Consider the following 15492-nt stretch of genomic DNA (forward strand, 5'->3'; position numbering starts at 1 on the left):
TTTTGATTATTTGGGAATAAATTTTTTTTTGAATCGTCTTCTTTATAAAAGGGGTAAAAATCAATGAACGAAACATTAAAAACCTTATTGCCCATGCTTAGGCGTTTTGCCTATTCGCTAACGGGTAGTAAAGCAGATGCAGACGATGTAGTGCAAATAACAATTGAAAAACTATTAGTAAAAGGCATTCCGGATGACGTTGAGCCTGCTAAATGGGCGTTTAAAATTTGCCGCAATGTGTGGATAGACGAATACCGCTCACGCAAGGTAAGGCAAAATACGGCCCAGGCCGATGTTTTACCAGAGCCAATTACAAGCAATGAACATCAAACACTCGAAAACAAACAAATGCTTAAAAATGTAAATACAGCACTTGGGCAATTACCCGAAGAGCAACGCGCCATAGTATCGCTTGTGGCAGTGCAGGGCATGGCCTATAAAGAAGTAGCACATACGCTAGATATACCTATAGGCAGTGTAATGAGTAAATTATCGCGAGCACGCAGTACACTTTATAGCTTAATAAAACCCGACTTTAAAAAGGAGCAAATATGAACATTAACGACGAAACACTTAGCGCCTTTTTAGACTCAGAACTCAGCGAGCACGAAATGGAGCAAGTGCGTAAAGCCCTTGAAACCAATGATGAACTAGTAATGCGACTTGCAGAACTAAGCGAAGTAGACATGCTAGTAAAAGAGCACGCAACACGTATTGACGACGCACCCCTTAGTGACTCATTAGCTAAAACGGTTGCAAAGCTCGATACGCCAACGACTAAAAACACGTCAAATAGCAATGTAGTGGCGTTAACGCCTTGGCAAACGGTTAAGCAATCGGCTAATAAAAGCTTAGCAATAGCTGCAAGCATTGCCGTGGTATTTGGTATAGCAATGACTAGCTATTTACAGCCTCATAACGCACAAAACTTATTCGTGGCTAGTAATACAGCCTCAGCGCTTAACACACAGCTTAGTAGTAGTGTGTTTGAGCAAAGTGATGGCTCAGTATTTAGCGCGCAGCTTAGTTTTAAAAATCAGCAAGGTGAGCTTTGTAGGCAGTATGTACTAAGTTCAAACAATACAACGCAAACAAGCATTGCTTGTAAAACACAAAGCGGTTGGCAAATTAAAGCGCAAACAGCCGCGCAGCAAAGTAATAATGGCGCGCAATATCAAACGGCGTCTAATAACAGTGAGTTAGATACTGTTATAGACAGCATGATCAGCGGCGCACCACTAGATAGAGCGCAAGAGCAGCAAGCAATTAGCGCAAAGTGGCAGTTAAACAAATAATAATGTGTATAAAACGAGGTGAATTATGAAAACATCTATTTTAATTATCAGCATTTTACTTATGGCGGGTTGTGCTTCTAAACCTGATTACCGCGCCGCGAATAATGGCTCACAAGGTTACAGCGAGCAAAAAATTAGCGACGATCAATACCGAGTAGAGTTTAAAAGTGTGTCAAATAATGTAGCCGATGCCGGTGATTATGCATTATTACGCGCAGCTGAGCTTACCCAAGCGCAAGGCTACGACTGGTTTGTTGTAACTAACAAAGAAACCTTTGTTGAGTCTAAATCGCAAGCCTCCACGTCATCTATTAGTGCATCACAAAGCCAGCAATATGAGCGAAGCTGCGGTTTATTAACCTGCGAAACACGCGCACGCCCAACAAGTAGTGTAGGCGTACAGGTAAGCAACCATGATAAACGCAAAGAAGTGCACACCCTTATTGATATTAAAATGGGCAAAGGTATAAAGCCAAACGAGAACAGCTTTAGCGCCCAAGACTTAATTGAAAACTTAAGCAAAAAAGCACAAAAGTAAGCGCTTTGTAAAAGCACTTAGCGTGTTTTAGCTAAGTGCTTTTTTCGTGGTAAAAATCCAGTAACCAGCATAGTGCCCACAATGACAAATAATGCGCCTAGTAACGTATTTGGCCCAATTTGCTCATCTAAAATTAAATGCCCCCAAAAAATGCCAAATAGAGGAATTAAAAACGTGACCGTTAAAGCAGAGGTTGGGCCAATATCGTCAATAAGTTTAAAAAATAGAATATAAGCAAGCGCTGTACACACTACGCCAAGGGCTAAAACGCCGAGCATAACGTGGGTGGTTGGCACTTCACGCATTGGCATAAATAAAATAAGGGGTAGTACCATAAAACTCGCTGCCCACATTGAGCCGTGTGCGTTATCGAACGGTGCAAGCTTTGGCGCATTTTTAGTGTAATGGGATGCAATGGCATAACAAAGCGAAGCGCTTAATGCTGCTACTATGGCGATTATTGATTGGCTATTTAATACAAAATGATTTTGCCCAACTAAAATTGCCACGCCTATTAAACCCAGTAGCAAACCTAAAACCATGCTTTTTGTGGATTTGGTTTTACTCCAAATAATACCCACCACCGCGCCCCAAATGGGGGTTGTAGAATTTAAAATAGATAACGTAGATGCGCTAATGGTTTGCGCAGCGTACGCAAATAATAAAAAGGGAAGGGCAGAATTAAGCGCACCAATGATAAAAAAGTGCTTGGTGTGTTCAGTAAACGCCAAGCGGCGTTTTAAGTACAGTGCAACTATAAATAGTGTAACTGCGGCAAAGCCAACTCTAAACTCAATTAATACTGCAGGCCCTAAGCTGTTAGCCGCCATTCGCATAAATAAAAATGACGCGCCCCAAATTGAAGCCAGAAAAAATAATCTAAGTAAACTTGCTAAGCTCATGATAATATTTTAGTTATACGATTAGGGGTATAGAATAACAGGCTTTGCAAAGAGTGTAAGCCAGATCCGGTACTCGCATATTAAAAATAATAAAGGACGAATTATGGTTAGACATCTGTCAGTTGCGGCAGTTTTGGCACTGAGTTTATTAAGTGGGTGTGGGTCAACCCCAGTTAATTTATACAGCGACAATACAATGAAGAAAAAAGAATACAATGGGATTAAAGCGTATAAAAAAGGGCTATACGAGCAAGCTTTTTATGATTTAAAGGAGCCTGCATCGCTCGGTTATAAAAGTGCGCAGTACACGCTAGCATTCATGTTCTTAAAAGGCCAATATTTAGAGCAATCAACCAAGCTTGGTATGGGCTGGTTAGGTGTAGCTGCAGAAGCTGGCGTTGAAAATTGGTCACAACAATATGATACTTTTTATGCTGCTGCAACAATAGAAGAGAAACAGCAAATAGATGCAACTGTTGCATTGTACATTGAGCGATTTGGTGTTGAGGCTCAAAAAATGACGTGCCGTAGGTCAACAACAGCTAGGCGTACATTTGGCGAAATTAAAATTGATTGCAGTAAACGTGACGCTGCTGTCACTGTGTATGAAGTAGACACAATTGAGTGAAGCTAGTTGTTAACTAGCTTCTTTTCAAAGTCACTTTTTACTATATCGAGCGCTTTTAATACTTCTTCGGGCTCTACATCGTGCTGCTCTAATATCATAATTAAATCAACAGCAAGTTTAATATGCGTTGGGGCTTCCTCAAGAGGCTTGGTCATTTAAATTTTTCTTTTTAGATATTTGACTAATAGCCACATCAATAGCTGTTTGCACACGTTCTTCCATATGTATGCGCTCAGCTTGTGGTAAATAAAACGCCATATCAACGTCGTAACGAATGTAGCGAGGTGGAAGTTGGTTTAATACAGTACAGCAAAAGTCAGCCATAACGTCGTCATCATATTTTTCGTCGAGTTTTCGTTTTATGATTTCTTCAACAACAATCTTTTCGTAATAGTTATGTATATCGTCGTGTAATCGCATGTTCCTACCGCTTTGTTATGTTCCATTTAGATAAGTCTATACTAAGGATTGTTATAAATCGATAGCCGCTTTAAATAGTTGTTTGTGGACGTTGATTAAGCTGTCTAAATTACGCTGATAACCGCCGCCTAAAGCACACATAAGCGGAATGTTATGTTGCTTACAAAAATTAAGTACAAAGTAATCTCGTTCATAAACGCCTGTTATAGATACATTTAATAAACCTAACTCGTCCTTCGTATAAATATCTGCCCCCGCGTTGTATAAAATAATGTCTGGTTGATGAATGCTTACACACAGCGCGAGCGCGTGTTGTAATGTGTCGAGATACTCATCGTCGCCAGATTTAGCGGGTAGAGAAAAGTCGTAATCAGATTGCTGTTTTAAACGGGGAAAATTTTGCTCGCAATGAATTGAGCAAGTAATAATGTTTTTATGGCTTTGCTGGTTAATAATGTGTGCTGTTCCATCGCCTTGGTGCACATCGCAATCAAAAATTAGCACCGTTTTGGCTTTATGGGTGTTTAATAGGTGCGCGGCTGCTATGGCTAAATCGTTAAATATACAAAAGCCACTGCCGTAGTCACCATAGGCATGATGGTAACCACCACTTAAATTACAGGTTAGTCCGCTTTTTAAAGCCTCCGCTGCTGCTTGAATACTTCCACCGACAGACAGTAATGTACGCTCAACTAGTTGAGCCGAATAAGGGAAACCCATCTTTTTAATCGCTTTATCAGATAAGTTACCGGTTAAAAAATTATTTATATATTGCGTACTGTGGCATAAGGCCAATTGCGAGAGGCTTGCCTTGGTGGGCTGCATGAATGCGGTTGGCAAAAAGCCTAAGTGCTCTATTTCGGTTTTAAGTCGCTGATATTTTTGAATTGGAAAGCGGTGCTTTTCGGGTAAAGGTAAATTTGAATAAAGAGGGTGGTAATATAACTGCATGAAAAAGCCCTAACGGAGTTGTTGTTTTTCCACTTGTTGTATTTTGTCTTCGGTGGCTGAAATGGCTTTTCGGCATCGACCCAAGCGTGCGTGAGTACTTAAAATTTCAAGGTTAAGCTTTTGGGCTTTTGCTGGCGATGCTTTTTCCATTTGCATTTTTCGCTCTTCTATCATCAGCATTAAGCGGCGTTCAAATTCATGGTTTTGTTTTAACTCATCGTAAAGCTCGTGGGAAGACTGCATCACTTTTTTTACAGCTTGCTTATAAACAGCTTGTTTTGGGCGAGGTTTAAACCGACTTTTATTTTCTTTTTCCCAAATTGGCGTTGATTTAATAACATTGAACACGGCCTGAACCTGCGATGAAATACGCTCTAACGCATAGGTGTATGCATGGCGGTGATCGCTTGGTGGTAAGCTTGCTACTTCTTCTTCTATTTCGTTAACGTAATCAACTAAGCTCATACTTTTAGTTTGAAATACAGCGCGGTCAAATAGGCTAGGCTGTGCTTGCATATAGCGATTTTTAGCAAATAATTTAGCTCTATCAAATTGCTCAGCTTGTTGCTTAAGCGAAGTCACTTGTTGTCGTAGCTTGTCTAATGCATTTACTTGCATGTTAAAAGTAAGCCTCATAAATGAGTTTTAATGCTAAAAGTATAACCATGGTATTAAAAACAGGGCGTATGAATTTACTACCAAATCTAATTGCCGAGTGGGCACCAAACCATGCACCTAACATAATAAAAAAGCCCATTGTAATACCCAATAAAAAGTTTACGTGCCCTAAAGCAACAAAGGTAATGAGCGAGATAAAGTTAGATACAAAGTTCATAGAACGGGCCAAACCACAGTTTAGAAGCAAGTTCATTTTATATAGCATGCCGTTAGACGCGGTCCAAAATGTGCCAGTACCTGGGCCGGCTAACCCATCAAAAAAACCAAGAGCTAAGCCTTGCAGCCACTGCTTTACTTTCATGGCTTTGTTGAGCTTTGGCAGTTGGTCACCTTGTGTAGTGCTTAAATTACCAAATAGACTATAACAGGCAACAACAATAATAATAATTGGCAATAGCTTATTTAAAAAGTCGATACTTAAATAATCAACAATAACCGTACCAAGTAGCGCACCAATTGCGGTTGCTATAATTGATGCCAACCAAAATTTGGGGCTAAAAAGGTTTTTTTTGTAATAGGTAAAGCTTGCTGTTAACGAGCCAAAGCTTGCTGCTAGCTTATTAGTACCTAATGTTAGGTGCGGTGGTAAACCAGCCGTAAGTAATGCGGGCACGGTTAACATGCCTCCGCCACCGGCAATTGCATCTATAAAGCCTGCTGCCAATGCAACAGCACATAAAATTGCCCAAGTTGTCGGATCGAGTGCGAGTTCAAACATTAATAGTCTATTTGTCTTTTAAATGGTGGTAGGGTGTCGAGCATGGCTTTACCGTAGCGTTTAGTTACTAAACGCCTATCAAGAATAGTAATACAGCCTTCGTCACTCTCTTTTCGCAGCAGTCTACCACAGCTTTGTACCAATTTCTTAGCAGCATCCGGGACTGTGATTGTTAAAAACGGATTACCGCCTTTGCTTTGTACAAATTCTGCTTGCGCTTCTTCTATTGGAGAGGTAGGTACAGCAAAAGGAATTTTAGTGATAATTAAGTTTTCTAAATATTTTCCTGGTAAATCAAGACCTTCCGAAAGGCTTTGCGTACCAAATAAAATACTTCCCTTACCTGCATCTATATTTTGGCTGTGTTTTTTAAGCAAGGCTTCTCGCGACATCTCACCTTGTACTAATAAGTTAAAACCTTTTGTTCTAAGAAACTTTGCTACATGGTCCATTTGCCAGTACGAGGCAAACAAGACTAAGTTTGCCTTTTTAGTGCTTAGATGCTCTGGCAAGGTGGTTGCTAAGTGATCGCTAAAGTCTTTATCGGTAGGTTCAACTTTAGACGCAGGAATGCGTAATGTTGCCTGTTTTGGGTAATCAAAGGGCGAGGGAACCTTTATAAATTTAACGCCTTCCTCTTTAGCTAAACCGCTTTCGTAAGCAAAATGGTCAAACGAACCAAGGGCACTTAATGTGGCAGAACATAAAACAGCGCCGGCGCACTCGTTCCAAAGTTTGTCTTTTAGGTAGTAGCCAACTTCAATAGGGCAATCGCTTAAAAGGTGGTCGTGATGGCTTTTATACTCTAGGCGTTTTATCCAACGAGCATGGGGGATGCCTTCTCCTTTGTTAGCATAACTAAACCACAACTTATTGAGTTGTTCTAAACGGTTAATGTAGTGACCGCTTTCAGCAAGAATTGGGTCGGCAACGTATGGTTTTATGTCGCCGTCGCTCAAATCTTGCGTAAGAGTGTCGTGCATTTTGTTTAAGCAACGCAGTGCATCTTGTGTTGCTTCGCTTATATCTTTTGCTTTGCTCTGTAGCGACTTGGGTATTTCACCATGTTCAAAACGGTATGTGTCGTCTTTTGAATATTCAAAGTCAGCGTTATCTAGAATATCCCTCACTACTTTTAGGTCTTTATTTGCATCGTTTATACTGTCACACAGTTTAAAGTTCTGGCCTATGGCTCTTTGTCCTACTAGCACTTTTGCCATTTTACCACTGAATTTTGTAAGCTTATCCAGCCACTCTATTGTGCCTTTAATGGTGGCTGCGGCTGATGAAAAATCGCGTGTTATATGGGCTAAATGGTGTGCTTCGTCTATTACATAAATAGTGTTGTCGGGCTCGGGTAAAATTTTACCACCGCCTAAGTCTAAATCAGCTAAAAGCAAAGAGTGATTAATAACCAGCACGTCCATTTGCATGAGTTGCTGGCGGGCTAGTTGAAATGGGCAGGTTAAATGCGCTTTCATTTGGCGCTGACATGCATGCTTGTCGCAAGCAATTAAATTCCAAACTCTGTCGGGAATAGTATCTGCCCAGCTATCTCTATCGCCTTGCCATTTTTTATTGACGTAAGCATCGTATAGCCCTTGGAGGCATTTGCTCTCCATATCACTTAATGGAGAGGTCAGTGTTGGCATAAAATCCATTTGAGTTTGGCTATCGCCATTCACTGCATTGTGGAGTTTATGTGCGCAAATATACCGGTGGCGTCCTTTGACTAAATCAAATTTAAAGTCGAGCCCAGAGTGTGTTTTAAAAAAAGGCAGCTCCTTTGCAATTAATTGCTCTTGCAGTGCCACGGTAGCGGTTGAAATAACCAGCTTCTTTTTTTGCGCCAATGCTAAAGGCAAAGCCCCTAAACAATATGCAAGTGATTTACCGGTACCAGTGCCAGCTTCAATGACACAAATGCGCTGTTTTTTGTGATACTCGCCAGCCAATGTTTTTGCGATTTCTGCAACAAGATAATTTTGACTGCTGCGCGGCCTATAATCATTCAGGTTTTTAGCCACATGCTGGTGCACTTGCCTAATAGTTTTTTTTAGAGAGTCAGAAAGCATGGAATGATTTGCCTAAAGTATGTATATAATTACAGTGTGTATATTAAGTGGGATCGTGCATTGACACAAGCAATCTATCAGGGCTTTATTTTATCAAGGCAACAATACTCGTCTAAAAATGGTCAGGGGATCACACTGTGCTACTGGCTGGTATCTGATCATGGTCCAATCAAGGTAGTTATTGAAAATCAGCAAGCAGTGTTTTTTATTCCACAAGAACAGCAGCAATATGCCCAGCAGCTATTAGACAACGCAAACATTATTGTTGATTTTAAATCAATTGAAATGTGTCACTTTAGTGGTGCTGCTTGTGTTGCTTGTTATTTTAATAATACCAGCAGTATTTATAAGGCTCGAACATTATTCGAAAACACTATAACCGTTTACGAAGGTGACATTCGCCACAGCGATCGCTTTTTAATGGAACGCTTTATTAAAGGGGGTGTTTGGGTTACTGGAGATGTTAGTCAAAAAAAAGGTTTTTTGCTTATTCAAAATGCCAAGTTAAAAGCAAATACAGATTACACACCCAAACTTAAATCGCTGTCATTAGACATTGAATGCGATGGGGAAGGGGTGTTGTTTTCAATTGGACTTGTTGGTAATGACCTTGATTGCGTTTTAATGATTGGCGAGCCATGCAATCATAGTGAACAAATCAACATTGATTGGTGTTTAGATGAACTTGAGTTACTTACAAAGTTACATACCTATTTAAACAGCAATGATCCCGACGTCATTATTGGGTGGAATGTCATAGAGTTTGATTTTACCGTACTTAACACCCGTGCCGAAGCGCTTGGAATCCCACTTAAATTGGGCAGAGATAACCAATCAATCAATATCAATACGGGGCATTATACTCGCCTTACGTTACCAGGGCGGTGTGTTATTGATGGAATTGATACCTTAAAAAATGCGACTTACCACTTTGATAATTATTCTTTAAGTAATATTGCCGAAAAAGTATTAGGTCAAGCTAAATTAATACAATCAGACAATCGGTTAGGCGAAATTATCCGTCAATTTAATGAAGATAAACTGACTTTAGCTGCTTATAACCGTCAAGATTGTATTTTAGTTAATCGTATTTTCACTAAATTAAACTTATATGAATTTGCTATTGTTCGCACACAGCTAACAGGCCTTGAGCTTGAGCGGATGGGCGGCTCTGTAGCTGCTTTTACTAATTTGTATTTACCCTTGTTGCACCGCAGTGGTTATGTAGCCCCTAATTTAGGCGACCACGGTTTGTCTTTTGATAGCCCAGGTGGTTACGTGATGGATTCATTGCCTGGGCTTTATAAAAATATTCTGGTTTTAGATTTCAAAAGTTTATATCCCTCTATTATGCGCACTTTTTGTATTGATCCTCTGGGGTTAATAAAAGGTTTAAATGCGCCAAATGATGCAATACAAGGCTTTAATGATGCAATGTTTTCTCGCACTGAGCACCATTTACCAAAACTAGTAGAGTACCTAACTAAAACCCGGCAAAGCGCAAAAGACACCAACCAACCGATGTTATCGCAAGCAATAAAAATAATTATGAATAGCTTATATGGTGTGCTTGGGTCGAAGGGGTGTCGATTTTATGATCCTAGATTATCAAGCTCTATTACATTGCGTGGCCATGAAATTATGCAAACTACGCGTAAATGGATGGAAGAGCTTGGGTACAGCGTTATTTATGGTGATACGGATTCTATTTTTGTAAAAGTGGACGACAATTTAACTGCAATGTGTTGCCATAAAATTGGTAATGAATTAATGGCTCATATTAACCATAAATGGGATCAATATATAGCAACGCATTTTAATTTAAAAAGCTATTTAGAGATTGAATTCGAAACCCACTACAGCCCCTTTTTTATGCCTACTATTCGGGATAAAAAAACGGGTTCTAAAAAGCGTTACGTCGGTAAAACAACAATAGATGGTGAATCTAAAATAGTTTTCAAAGGAATGGAAACTGTTAGAAGCGACTGGACGGAATTTGCCCAAGAGTTACAAAAAGAGCTGTTTGAAGCCTTATTTGATTCACACTTTGAAATTGCTCAACTTGACGAAATAGTAAAAGATTATACCAAACGATTGTATAGCGGAGAGTTTGATCAAAAGCTTGTTTACAAAAAGCGCCTTGGTCGACATTTAAACGATTACGAAAAAAATATCCCGCCTCATGTACAAGCTGTAAAAAAGTACAAGGCAGAGCATCCTGACTTTGAAGTTAGACGCGGGCAAATTATAGAGTACGTTTATGCAATTAAAAGCGCGGAGATAAGTACAGGAAAAAATACACTCAATTACCCATTATATCAACAGAGACAGCTGGTTCCGATATCGGCAGCAATATTTGATGCTTTAGCAATAGATGATAAAAATAACAATCAGGGGCAACTTTTGCTGCCTGATTTTTGAGCTTTTTGCTCAATAAATTTACGTTAAACGACAAAACCAGCAAAAGTTAACATTTTAATTAGAAGTAAAAAAAGCAACATACTGTTAATGCATTTAATTTAATTTGTATATTTTTTTGTTTTTTAACAGTATGTTAGATTTAATTTTTTTCTGGTGGAATTAACGTTTAGCTATTTTTAGTAATTAATTATTAACGCAACGTTAATTCCTTGTTGACCTTGCTCTTTCACTAGTATTATCATTGAAGGCACAGTCATTGGGGTACTTGATACGTTTTGTACCGCTAGACTGAAAAAATTATAATTAATAAATGTATTCCTGGGAGAATCAAATGTTAAATAACAAAGTTTCAAAAGCAGTTCGCTTAGCGATCGCTTTTGGCGCAGCATCTACAGCTGCATTTTCAGCAAGTTCTTTTGCTGCAGAAGAAGATTCTGCAGAAAAAGTTGAGCGTATTGAAGTAACTGGTTCACGTATCAAACGTGTTGACATGGCTGGTGATTTACCAGTAACAGTTATCGACCGTACTGCAATCGAGCTAAGTGGTGAAACTTCAGTAGCTGATTTATTACGTAACACTACATTTAACAGTCTGGGTTCGTTCCGTCCGCAGTCTGGTAGCTCTGCTCAAGGTGCTACTACAGTAAGCTTACGTGGTTTAGGTTCTGATCGTTCTTTAGTTTTAGTTGATGGTCGTCGTTTACCTAAGTCAACTCTTACTGGTTCAAGCCAAGATTTGAACTCAATCCCTATGGCCGCAGTTGAGCGTGTTGAAATCCTTACCGATGGTGCTTCTGCACTTTACGGTTCAGATGCTATCGGTGGTGTAATTAACGTAATTTTACGTAAAGATTTTAATGGTGCAGAAGTTACTTTAGGTTCTGGCCGCATTGAACATGAAGGCGGCGACCGTGAAAATGGTTCTGTACTTTTCGGTGCTTCTTCAGACAACTCTCGTGTACTTGCTGGTGCATCTTGGAGTGGTCGTGACATTGTTTACGCTCGTGACTTCCCATGGTACAGCCCAGGTGGTTCAGTTTATTCAAATAACTTCACAACATTCACAACTACAGATGGTGAAAGAGCAAGTAATTTTGATTTCTTCTCTCCAGAAGCTACATGTGAAGGCGTAGGTAACGAGAACTTTTACCGTATTGGCGCACGTTGTGGTTTTAACTTCGCAGCAGTATCTGCTGATGAAGCGTCAATCAAAAACCGCTCAGCTTTCGTTAAAGCTACTTACGATGTGAACGATGACTGGAGTATTTACACAGACATCAACATCGCACAAACTAAATCATTTGGTCGCTATGCTCCAGGCTTGGATACAACAGCATACGATGCATCACCTGATACAGTATTTATCAGTGCAGATAGCCCTAACAACCCAACTAACCCTAACAGCCCAATCTACGATGCTTCTCTAGAAATGGAACAGCAAGGTCTAGATTTCTGGCATCGTTTTGCTGCGTTAGGTAACCGTGACAACAGATTATCTACAGAGCTTAAAGATATCGGTTTTGGCGCTAAAGGTATGATTGGTGACGTTTCTGTTGAAACAGGTGTTCGTAAAACAATCAACGAAAGCCATAACGTAGGTACAGGTTACATCCTTCGTAGTATTGCTCGCCAATACATTAACGATGGTACTTACATGCTAAATGACCCGTTCGGTGCATCTGAAGAAGTTAGAGGCGCAATGACGGTAACTACTTCACGTACTGGTAAGTTTAACCAAGAAGAGTTTTATGCAAATGCTGCGTTTGACCTTATGGAAACTGACGCTGGTGCAATTCAAGCATTCGTAGGTTTTGAATACCGTTCAGAAGATTATGCTGACATATACGATTCACTTTCTGCAGCAGGCCAAGTAGGTGGTTCTTCAGGTAGCAGTGCTGGCGGCGCACGTTCAGTTCGTGGTTTATTCTTCGAAACATTAGTTCCAGTAACAGAAGAATTTGAGCTTAACTTTGCAGGTCGTTACGATGATTACTCTGACTATGGTTCAGATTTCTCACCTAAAGTATCAGCACGTTACAACCCAATTGATGACTTAGTACTTCGTGCATCATGGGGTAAAGGTTTCCGCGCTCCTTCATTACCAGACCTAACTCAACAGCCTTCTGAATCAGCTGATTCAGTTTCTGATGAAGCTACATGTTTGGCAATTGGTGAAGCTGCAAACTGTTCTTCGCAAATCAACGCTACAGTTATTGCTAACCCTGACCTAGGTTCAGAGCAATCTGACCAATACTCACTTGGTGTTGTTTACCAAGTGACAGATGCTATTTCTGTAGAACTTGATTACTACAACATTGAAATTACCAACCGAATCCGTGCGTTCTCTGCTCAATCTATCATTGATGCACGTTTACGTGGTGACTCTGTGCCAGCTGCATTCACTGTATCTCGTTCACCAAACGGTGCGATTACTAGCCTTGTTCGTGGTTTTGGTAACGATGGTAGTTTAGAAACTTCAGGTATCGATTTCAAAGCTAATTCAATGTTTGAATTTGGTGATGCTGGTACTTTAAGAACTAACTTCAACCTATCTCACATTGTAGATTACAGCACAGATGGTGGTCGTAACTTCGTTGATGATCCAGGTGTACCGCAAATGCGTTTAAACCTGTCTAACGTTTACTCTATTTCTGATTTTGACTTCACTTGGAATCTAAACCTTATTGATAGCCAGTGTGAAGACATTACTGCAGATGGTGAGTGTGAAGGTCACATTCCTTCATGGGTAACTCATGACTTACAAGTAGCGTACAACACACCTTGGAACGGTAAAGTGAGCTTCGGTGCACAAAATGCATTCGGTAAACAGCCACCACTTTTCGCTTCTGGCGGTCGTGACTACAACTTCGATCTTTACTCAGGTTTTGGTCGCACAATGTACTTAAACTTTAAACAGTCTTTCTAAGTTTTTAGTTTAGATATTATAAAGAGTGACTCTTGAGTCACTCTTTTTTTTGGAGAAAATAAAATGCACTGGGATCATTACTGGGACCTTACAAAAGCTTTATCTAGTTTTGGTGATGCAAATACAGCCCTAGGTTACCCAGAAGAAGTGTTAAACTTTTGGGGGGAAGTTGTATCAGAAAAAGGGGAAAGCGTTGTTTATCTTGATTTAGCTACCGGTAAGGGAGCTTTAGCAATTTGGCTACAATGCCTTCTAGAAAGAAAAAACTTATCTGGCTCGGTATATGGCTGCGACTTAGCAAACATTAATGAGTTAAAAATTACCAGTGATGTTGACGAAATTGATAGTGCGATTAATAAAGTTAAGTTTCAGTTTAATACTTCAGTAGAAAATCTACCTTATCCAAATGAGTACTTTAATATATTAGTTAGCCAATTTGGTTTTGAGTATTCTAATTGGTCACACTCTTTAAATGAGGCATGTAGAGTACTTAAGAATGATGGTGAAATCATATTAATGATGCATCACCCTGATTCGGCAATAACGAACGACTGTAAAAGCGGTTTGAAAGTACTTAATTGGATGTTAGAAAACAACATATTAAATGAACTTGAAAACTTAGTAACTTTGAAGCTTCAAGGTAATATTGAGCTATTTCAGACACGAAATAAAGACGCGATCCAAAAGATTCAGAGCTTAGTTATATCTAATGATGAAGAAAAATTCTGGTTTGCAGATATTATGTCTAAAGTATCAAAGATAATGCTGAATATCGATCAAACGAGTAAAGCAAAATTGAGTGGATTACAGAACGCTCTAAAACAGCAGGTTGAAAGGTTATCAGATCAAACTTCCGTTGCATTGAGTAAAGATGAAATTTACGAAAAATTTAAAGCTGCAAAGCTTAAAAATATGAAAATGTCTATTGCGGCATTCAATGTAAATAATGAGTTGTTTTGTTGGCAAATAAAAATTTCTCCTGAGAAAATGTAGCTGTAATTTAGTATTTAGTTTACAGTTTATTTCAATTTTGCTTTTATTAAACTTGAGCATATATAGTTATTTCGTTTATTAATTTTAGTAATAGCAATTTCTTATTGTTTAAATCTTTATTCTTTGTCATAGTTATTTTAAATTAAAATATCTATACTAATCTTGATATGTTTATAAATTTAAAGAGATATAAATGAAAGAAGTTCGAGCTTTTATAAAGACCGCATCCTTAACTGAACTTGAAAAAGCACAACAATTAGTTACTGATGCAATTTCAAAATATACCCAACAGCAAAAAGCAAAACAGGAAGTTTTGGATCTTTTAAAGGAAAAAGGACTTACAATAGAAGACTTACATGATATTACTTCAGATAAGCGTACTAAAGTTGCGCCTAAATACCGAATGGAACTAAATGGTGAAGTAATAGAGTGGACTGGTCGAGGTCGTCGACCAAAAGCGTTTGAAGGCGTTGAACTTCAAAAGTATTTAGCTAAATAACTAATAATACTCACGAGTGATAATTAATAAATATACCTACTTAGGTATATTTATTAAATCACTGATAGCTTTGTTTCATATTATAATTTTTTATCGATAAATCTTTAATCCAAAAAAATTGGGTGTATACACTCGACTTTAGACAATAAACATCTTCAAACATATCTACATATTTTTACGCTAATCAATACTGAACTCAGTACACATGTTCTATTAATTTAACCCATATGATGATTCATTCGGTTGATTTACTAGCCCATTTTATCCCTTATCACCCGGGTGATAGTCGCAAGAAGTTATTATCAGACTCCGCTCTTCTCTGTCATCAGTTAAATAAAAAGTACTTCAATAGTCATAATTCATTTTTTACGCTCATCGCTTTGGATTGTTTATAACCCATTAAAGGTACGATTTAACGCATTGAGTGTTGCCAAAAAGGTACATTCAT

Annotated in this window: 15 protein-coding genes; 8 read left to right on the forward strand and 7 right to left on the reverse strand. The window is 38.9% G+C overall.

Going from position 1 to position 15492, the window contains the following annotated elements; genetic code table 11:
• Positions 1–63: 63 nt before the first annotated feature.
• The 3 genes from KZZ04_RS09355 to KZZ04_RS09365 are packed head-to-tail and all read left to right on the forward strand — an operon-like array spanning position 64 to position 1833.
• Positions 64–555, forward strand: a complete 492-nt coding sequence (locus KZZ04_RS09355) for an RNA polymerase sigma factor (RefSeq protein WP_138528010.1) — start codon at positions 64–66, stop codon at positions 553–555.
• A complete protein-coding gene (locus KZZ04_RS09360; RefSeq protein WP_058405670.1) occupies positions 552–1295 on the forward strand; it encodes an anti-sigma factor in 744 nt (247 codons plus the stop codon). The genes KZZ04_RS09355 and KZZ04_RS09360 overlap by 4 nt, the downstream gene beginning before the upstream one ends.
• 25 nt (positions 1296–1320) lie before the next feature.
• On the forward strand, positions 1321–1833 hold the full coding sequence (locus KZZ04_RS09365) for a hypothetical protein (protein ID WP_058405669.1): 513 nt from the start codon (positions 1321–1323) through the stop codon (positions 1831–1833).
• Positions 1834–1850: 17 nt separating this feature from the next.
• Here the strand turns inward: KZZ04_RS09365 and KZZ04_RS09370 are convergent, their stop codons facing one another.
• Complete coding sequence (locus KZZ04_RS09370; RefSeq protein ID WP_219422554.1) at positions 1851–2735, reverse strand: DMT family transporter; 885 nt, start codon at positions 2733–2735, stop codon at positions 1851–1853.
• A gap of 103 nt (positions 2736–2838) precedes the next feature.
• Between KZZ04_RS09370 and KZZ04_RS09375 the strand changes: the two genes are divergently transcribed.
• The gene (locus KZZ04_RS09375; RefSeq protein WP_138528014.1) at positions 2839–3363 is read left to right on the forward strand and encodes a sel1 repeat family protein; all 525 of its coding nucleotides are present in this window, start codon (positions 2839–2841) and stop codon (positions 3361–3363) included.
• A 2-nt stretch (positions 3364–3365) separates the two neighbouring features.
• Here KZZ04_RS09375 and KZZ04_RS09380 read toward each other — a convergent pair whose 3' ends face one another.
• The 6 genes from KZZ04_RS09380 to dinG are packed head-to-tail and all read right to left on the reverse strand — an operon-like array spanning position 3366 to position 8205.
• Positions 3366–3518 carry a YbaM family protein gene (locus KZZ04_RS09380; RefSeq protein WP_082653639.1) on the reverse strand — a complete coding sequence of 51 codons (153 nt, stop codon included), beginning with the start codon at positions 3516–3518 and terminating at the stop codon, positions 3366–3368.
• Positions 3502–3783 (reverse strand): late competence development ComFB family protein, encoded by a 282-nt coding sequence (locus tag KZZ04_RS09385; RefSeq protein WP_058405666.1) that lies wholly within the window; start codon positions 3781–3783, stop codon positions 3502–3504. The genes KZZ04_RS09380 and KZZ04_RS09385 overlap by 17 nt, the downstream gene beginning before the upstream one ends.
• A gap of 51 nt (positions 3784–3834) precedes the next feature.
• On the reverse strand, positions 3835–4734 hold the full coding sequence (locus KZZ04_RS09390; protein WP_058405665.1) for a histone deacetylase: 900 nt from the start codon (positions 4732–4734) through the stop codon (positions 3835–3837).
• Positions 4735–4743: 9 nt separating this feature from the next.
• A complete protein-coding gene (locus KZZ04_RS09395) occupies positions 4744–5352 on the reverse strand; it encodes a primosomal replication protein (RefSeq protein ID WP_058405664.1) in 609 nt (202 codons plus the stop codon).
• Position 5353: 1 nt separating this feature from the next.
• Positions 5354–6130, reverse strand: a complete 777-nt coding sequence (locus KZZ04_RS09400; protein ID WP_138528016.1) for a TSUP family transporter — start codon at positions 6128–6130, stop codon at positions 5354–5356.
• A complete protein-coding gene (dinG, locus tag KZZ04_RS09405; RefSeq protein ID WP_219422555.1) occupies positions 6130–8205 on the reverse strand; it encodes an ATP-dependent DNA helicase DinG in 2076 nt (691 codons plus the stop codon). Before dinG ends, KZZ04_RS09400 begins: the two co-directional genes overlap by 1 nt.
• Before the next feature lie 60 nt (positions 8206–8265).
• On the opposite strand from dinG, the gene KZZ04_RS09410 reads away from it, so the two are divergent.
• The 4 genes from KZZ04_RS09410 to KZZ04_RS09425 all read left to right on the forward strand — a co-directional run bounded on the left by KZZ04_RS09410 (position 8266) and on the right by KZZ04_RS09425 (position 15044).
• Complete coding sequence (locus tag KZZ04_RS09410; protein WP_138528020.1) at positions 8266–10626, forward strand: DNA polymerase II; 2361 nt, start codon at positions 8266–8268, stop codon at positions 10624–10626.
• Positions 10627–10957: 331 nt separating this feature from the next.
• Entirely contained in the window at positions 10958–13552 is a 2595-nt protein-coding gene (locus tag KZZ04_RS09415; RefSeq protein ID WP_138528022.1) for a TonB-dependent receptor, read from the forward strand.
• Positions 13553–13615: 63 nt separating this feature from the next.
• Positions 13616–14545, forward strand: coding sequence for a class I SAM-dependent methyltransferase (locus tag KZZ04_RS09420; protein ID WP_058405662.1), 930 nt, complete (start codon positions 13616–13618; stop codon positions 14543–14545).
• 193 nt (positions 14546–14738) lie between these two features.
• On the forward strand, positions 14739–15044 hold the full coding sequence (locus KZZ04_RS09425) for an H-NS family nucleoid-associated regulatory protein (RefSeq protein ID WP_058405661.1): 306 nt from the start codon (positions 14739–14741) through the stop codon (positions 15042–15044).
• The last annotated feature ends 448 nt before the right edge of the window (positions 15045–15492 follow it).

Source organism: Pseudoalteromonas sp. CR1, from assembly GCF_019392235.1.
In the GTDB taxonomy this organism is placed as follows: Bacteria; Pseudomonadota; Gammaproteobacteria; order Enterobacterales; family Alteromonadaceae; genus Pseudoalteromonas.

Excerpts from the sequence above, each read along its gene's own strand:
- KZZ04_RS09355 (WP_138528010.1), top strand. The coding sequence starts at position 64 with ATGAACGAAACATTAAAAACCTTATTGCCCATGCTTAGGCGTTTTGCC.
- KZZ04_RS09360 (WP_058405670.1), top strand. The coding sequence starts at position 552 with ATGAACATTAACGACGAAACACTTAGCGCCTTTTTAGACTCAGAACTC.
- KZZ04_RS09365 (WP_058405669.1), top strand. The coding sequence starts at position 1,321 with ATGAAAACATCTATTTTAATTATCAGCATTTTACTTATGGCGGGTTGT.
- KZZ04_RS09370 (WP_219422554.1), bottom strand. The coding sequence starts at position 2,735 with ATGAGCTTAGCAAGTTTACTTAGATTATTTTTTCTGGCTTCAATTTGG.
- KZZ04_RS09375 (WP_138528014.1), top strand. The coding sequence starts at position 2,839 with ATGGTTAGACATCTGTCAGTTGCGGCAGTTTTGGCACTGAGTTTATTA.
- KZZ04_RS09380 (WP_082653639.1), bottom strand. The coding sequence starts at position 3,518 with ATGACCAAGCCTCTTGAGGAAGCCCCAACGCATATTAAACTTGCTGTT.
- KZZ04_RS09385 (WP_058405666.1), bottom strand. The coding sequence starts at position 3,783 with ATGCGATTACACGACGATATACATAACTATTACGAAAAGATTGTTGTT.
- KZZ04_RS09390 (WP_058405665.1), bottom strand. The coding sequence starts at position 4,734 with ATGCAGTTATATTACCACCCTCTTTATTCAAATTTACCTTTACCCGAA.
- KZZ04_RS09395 (WP_058405664.1), bottom strand. The coding sequence starts at position 5,352 with ATGCAAGTAAATGCATTAGACAAGCTACGACAACAAGTGACTTCGCTT.
- KZZ04_RS09400 (WP_138528016.1), bottom strand. The coding sequence starts at position 6,130 with ATGTTTGAACTCGCACTCGATCCGACAACTTGGGCAATTTTATGTGCT.
- dinG (WP_219422555.1), bottom strand. The coding sequence starts at position 8,205 with ATGCTTTCTGACTCTCTAAAAAAAACTATTAGGCAAGTGCACCAGCAT.
- KZZ04_RS09415 (WP_138528022.1), top strand. The coding sequence starts at position 10,958 with ATGTTAAATAACAAAGTTTCAAAAGCAGTTCGCTTAGCGATCGCTTTT.
- KZZ04_RS09420 (WP_058405662.1), top strand. The coding sequence starts at position 13,616 with ATGCACTGGGATCATTACTGGGACCTTACAAAAGCTTTATCTAGTTTT.
- KZZ04_RS09425 (WP_058405661.1), top strand. The coding sequence starts at position 14,739 with ATGAAAGAAGTTCGAGCTTTTATAAAGACCGCATCCTTAACTGAACTT.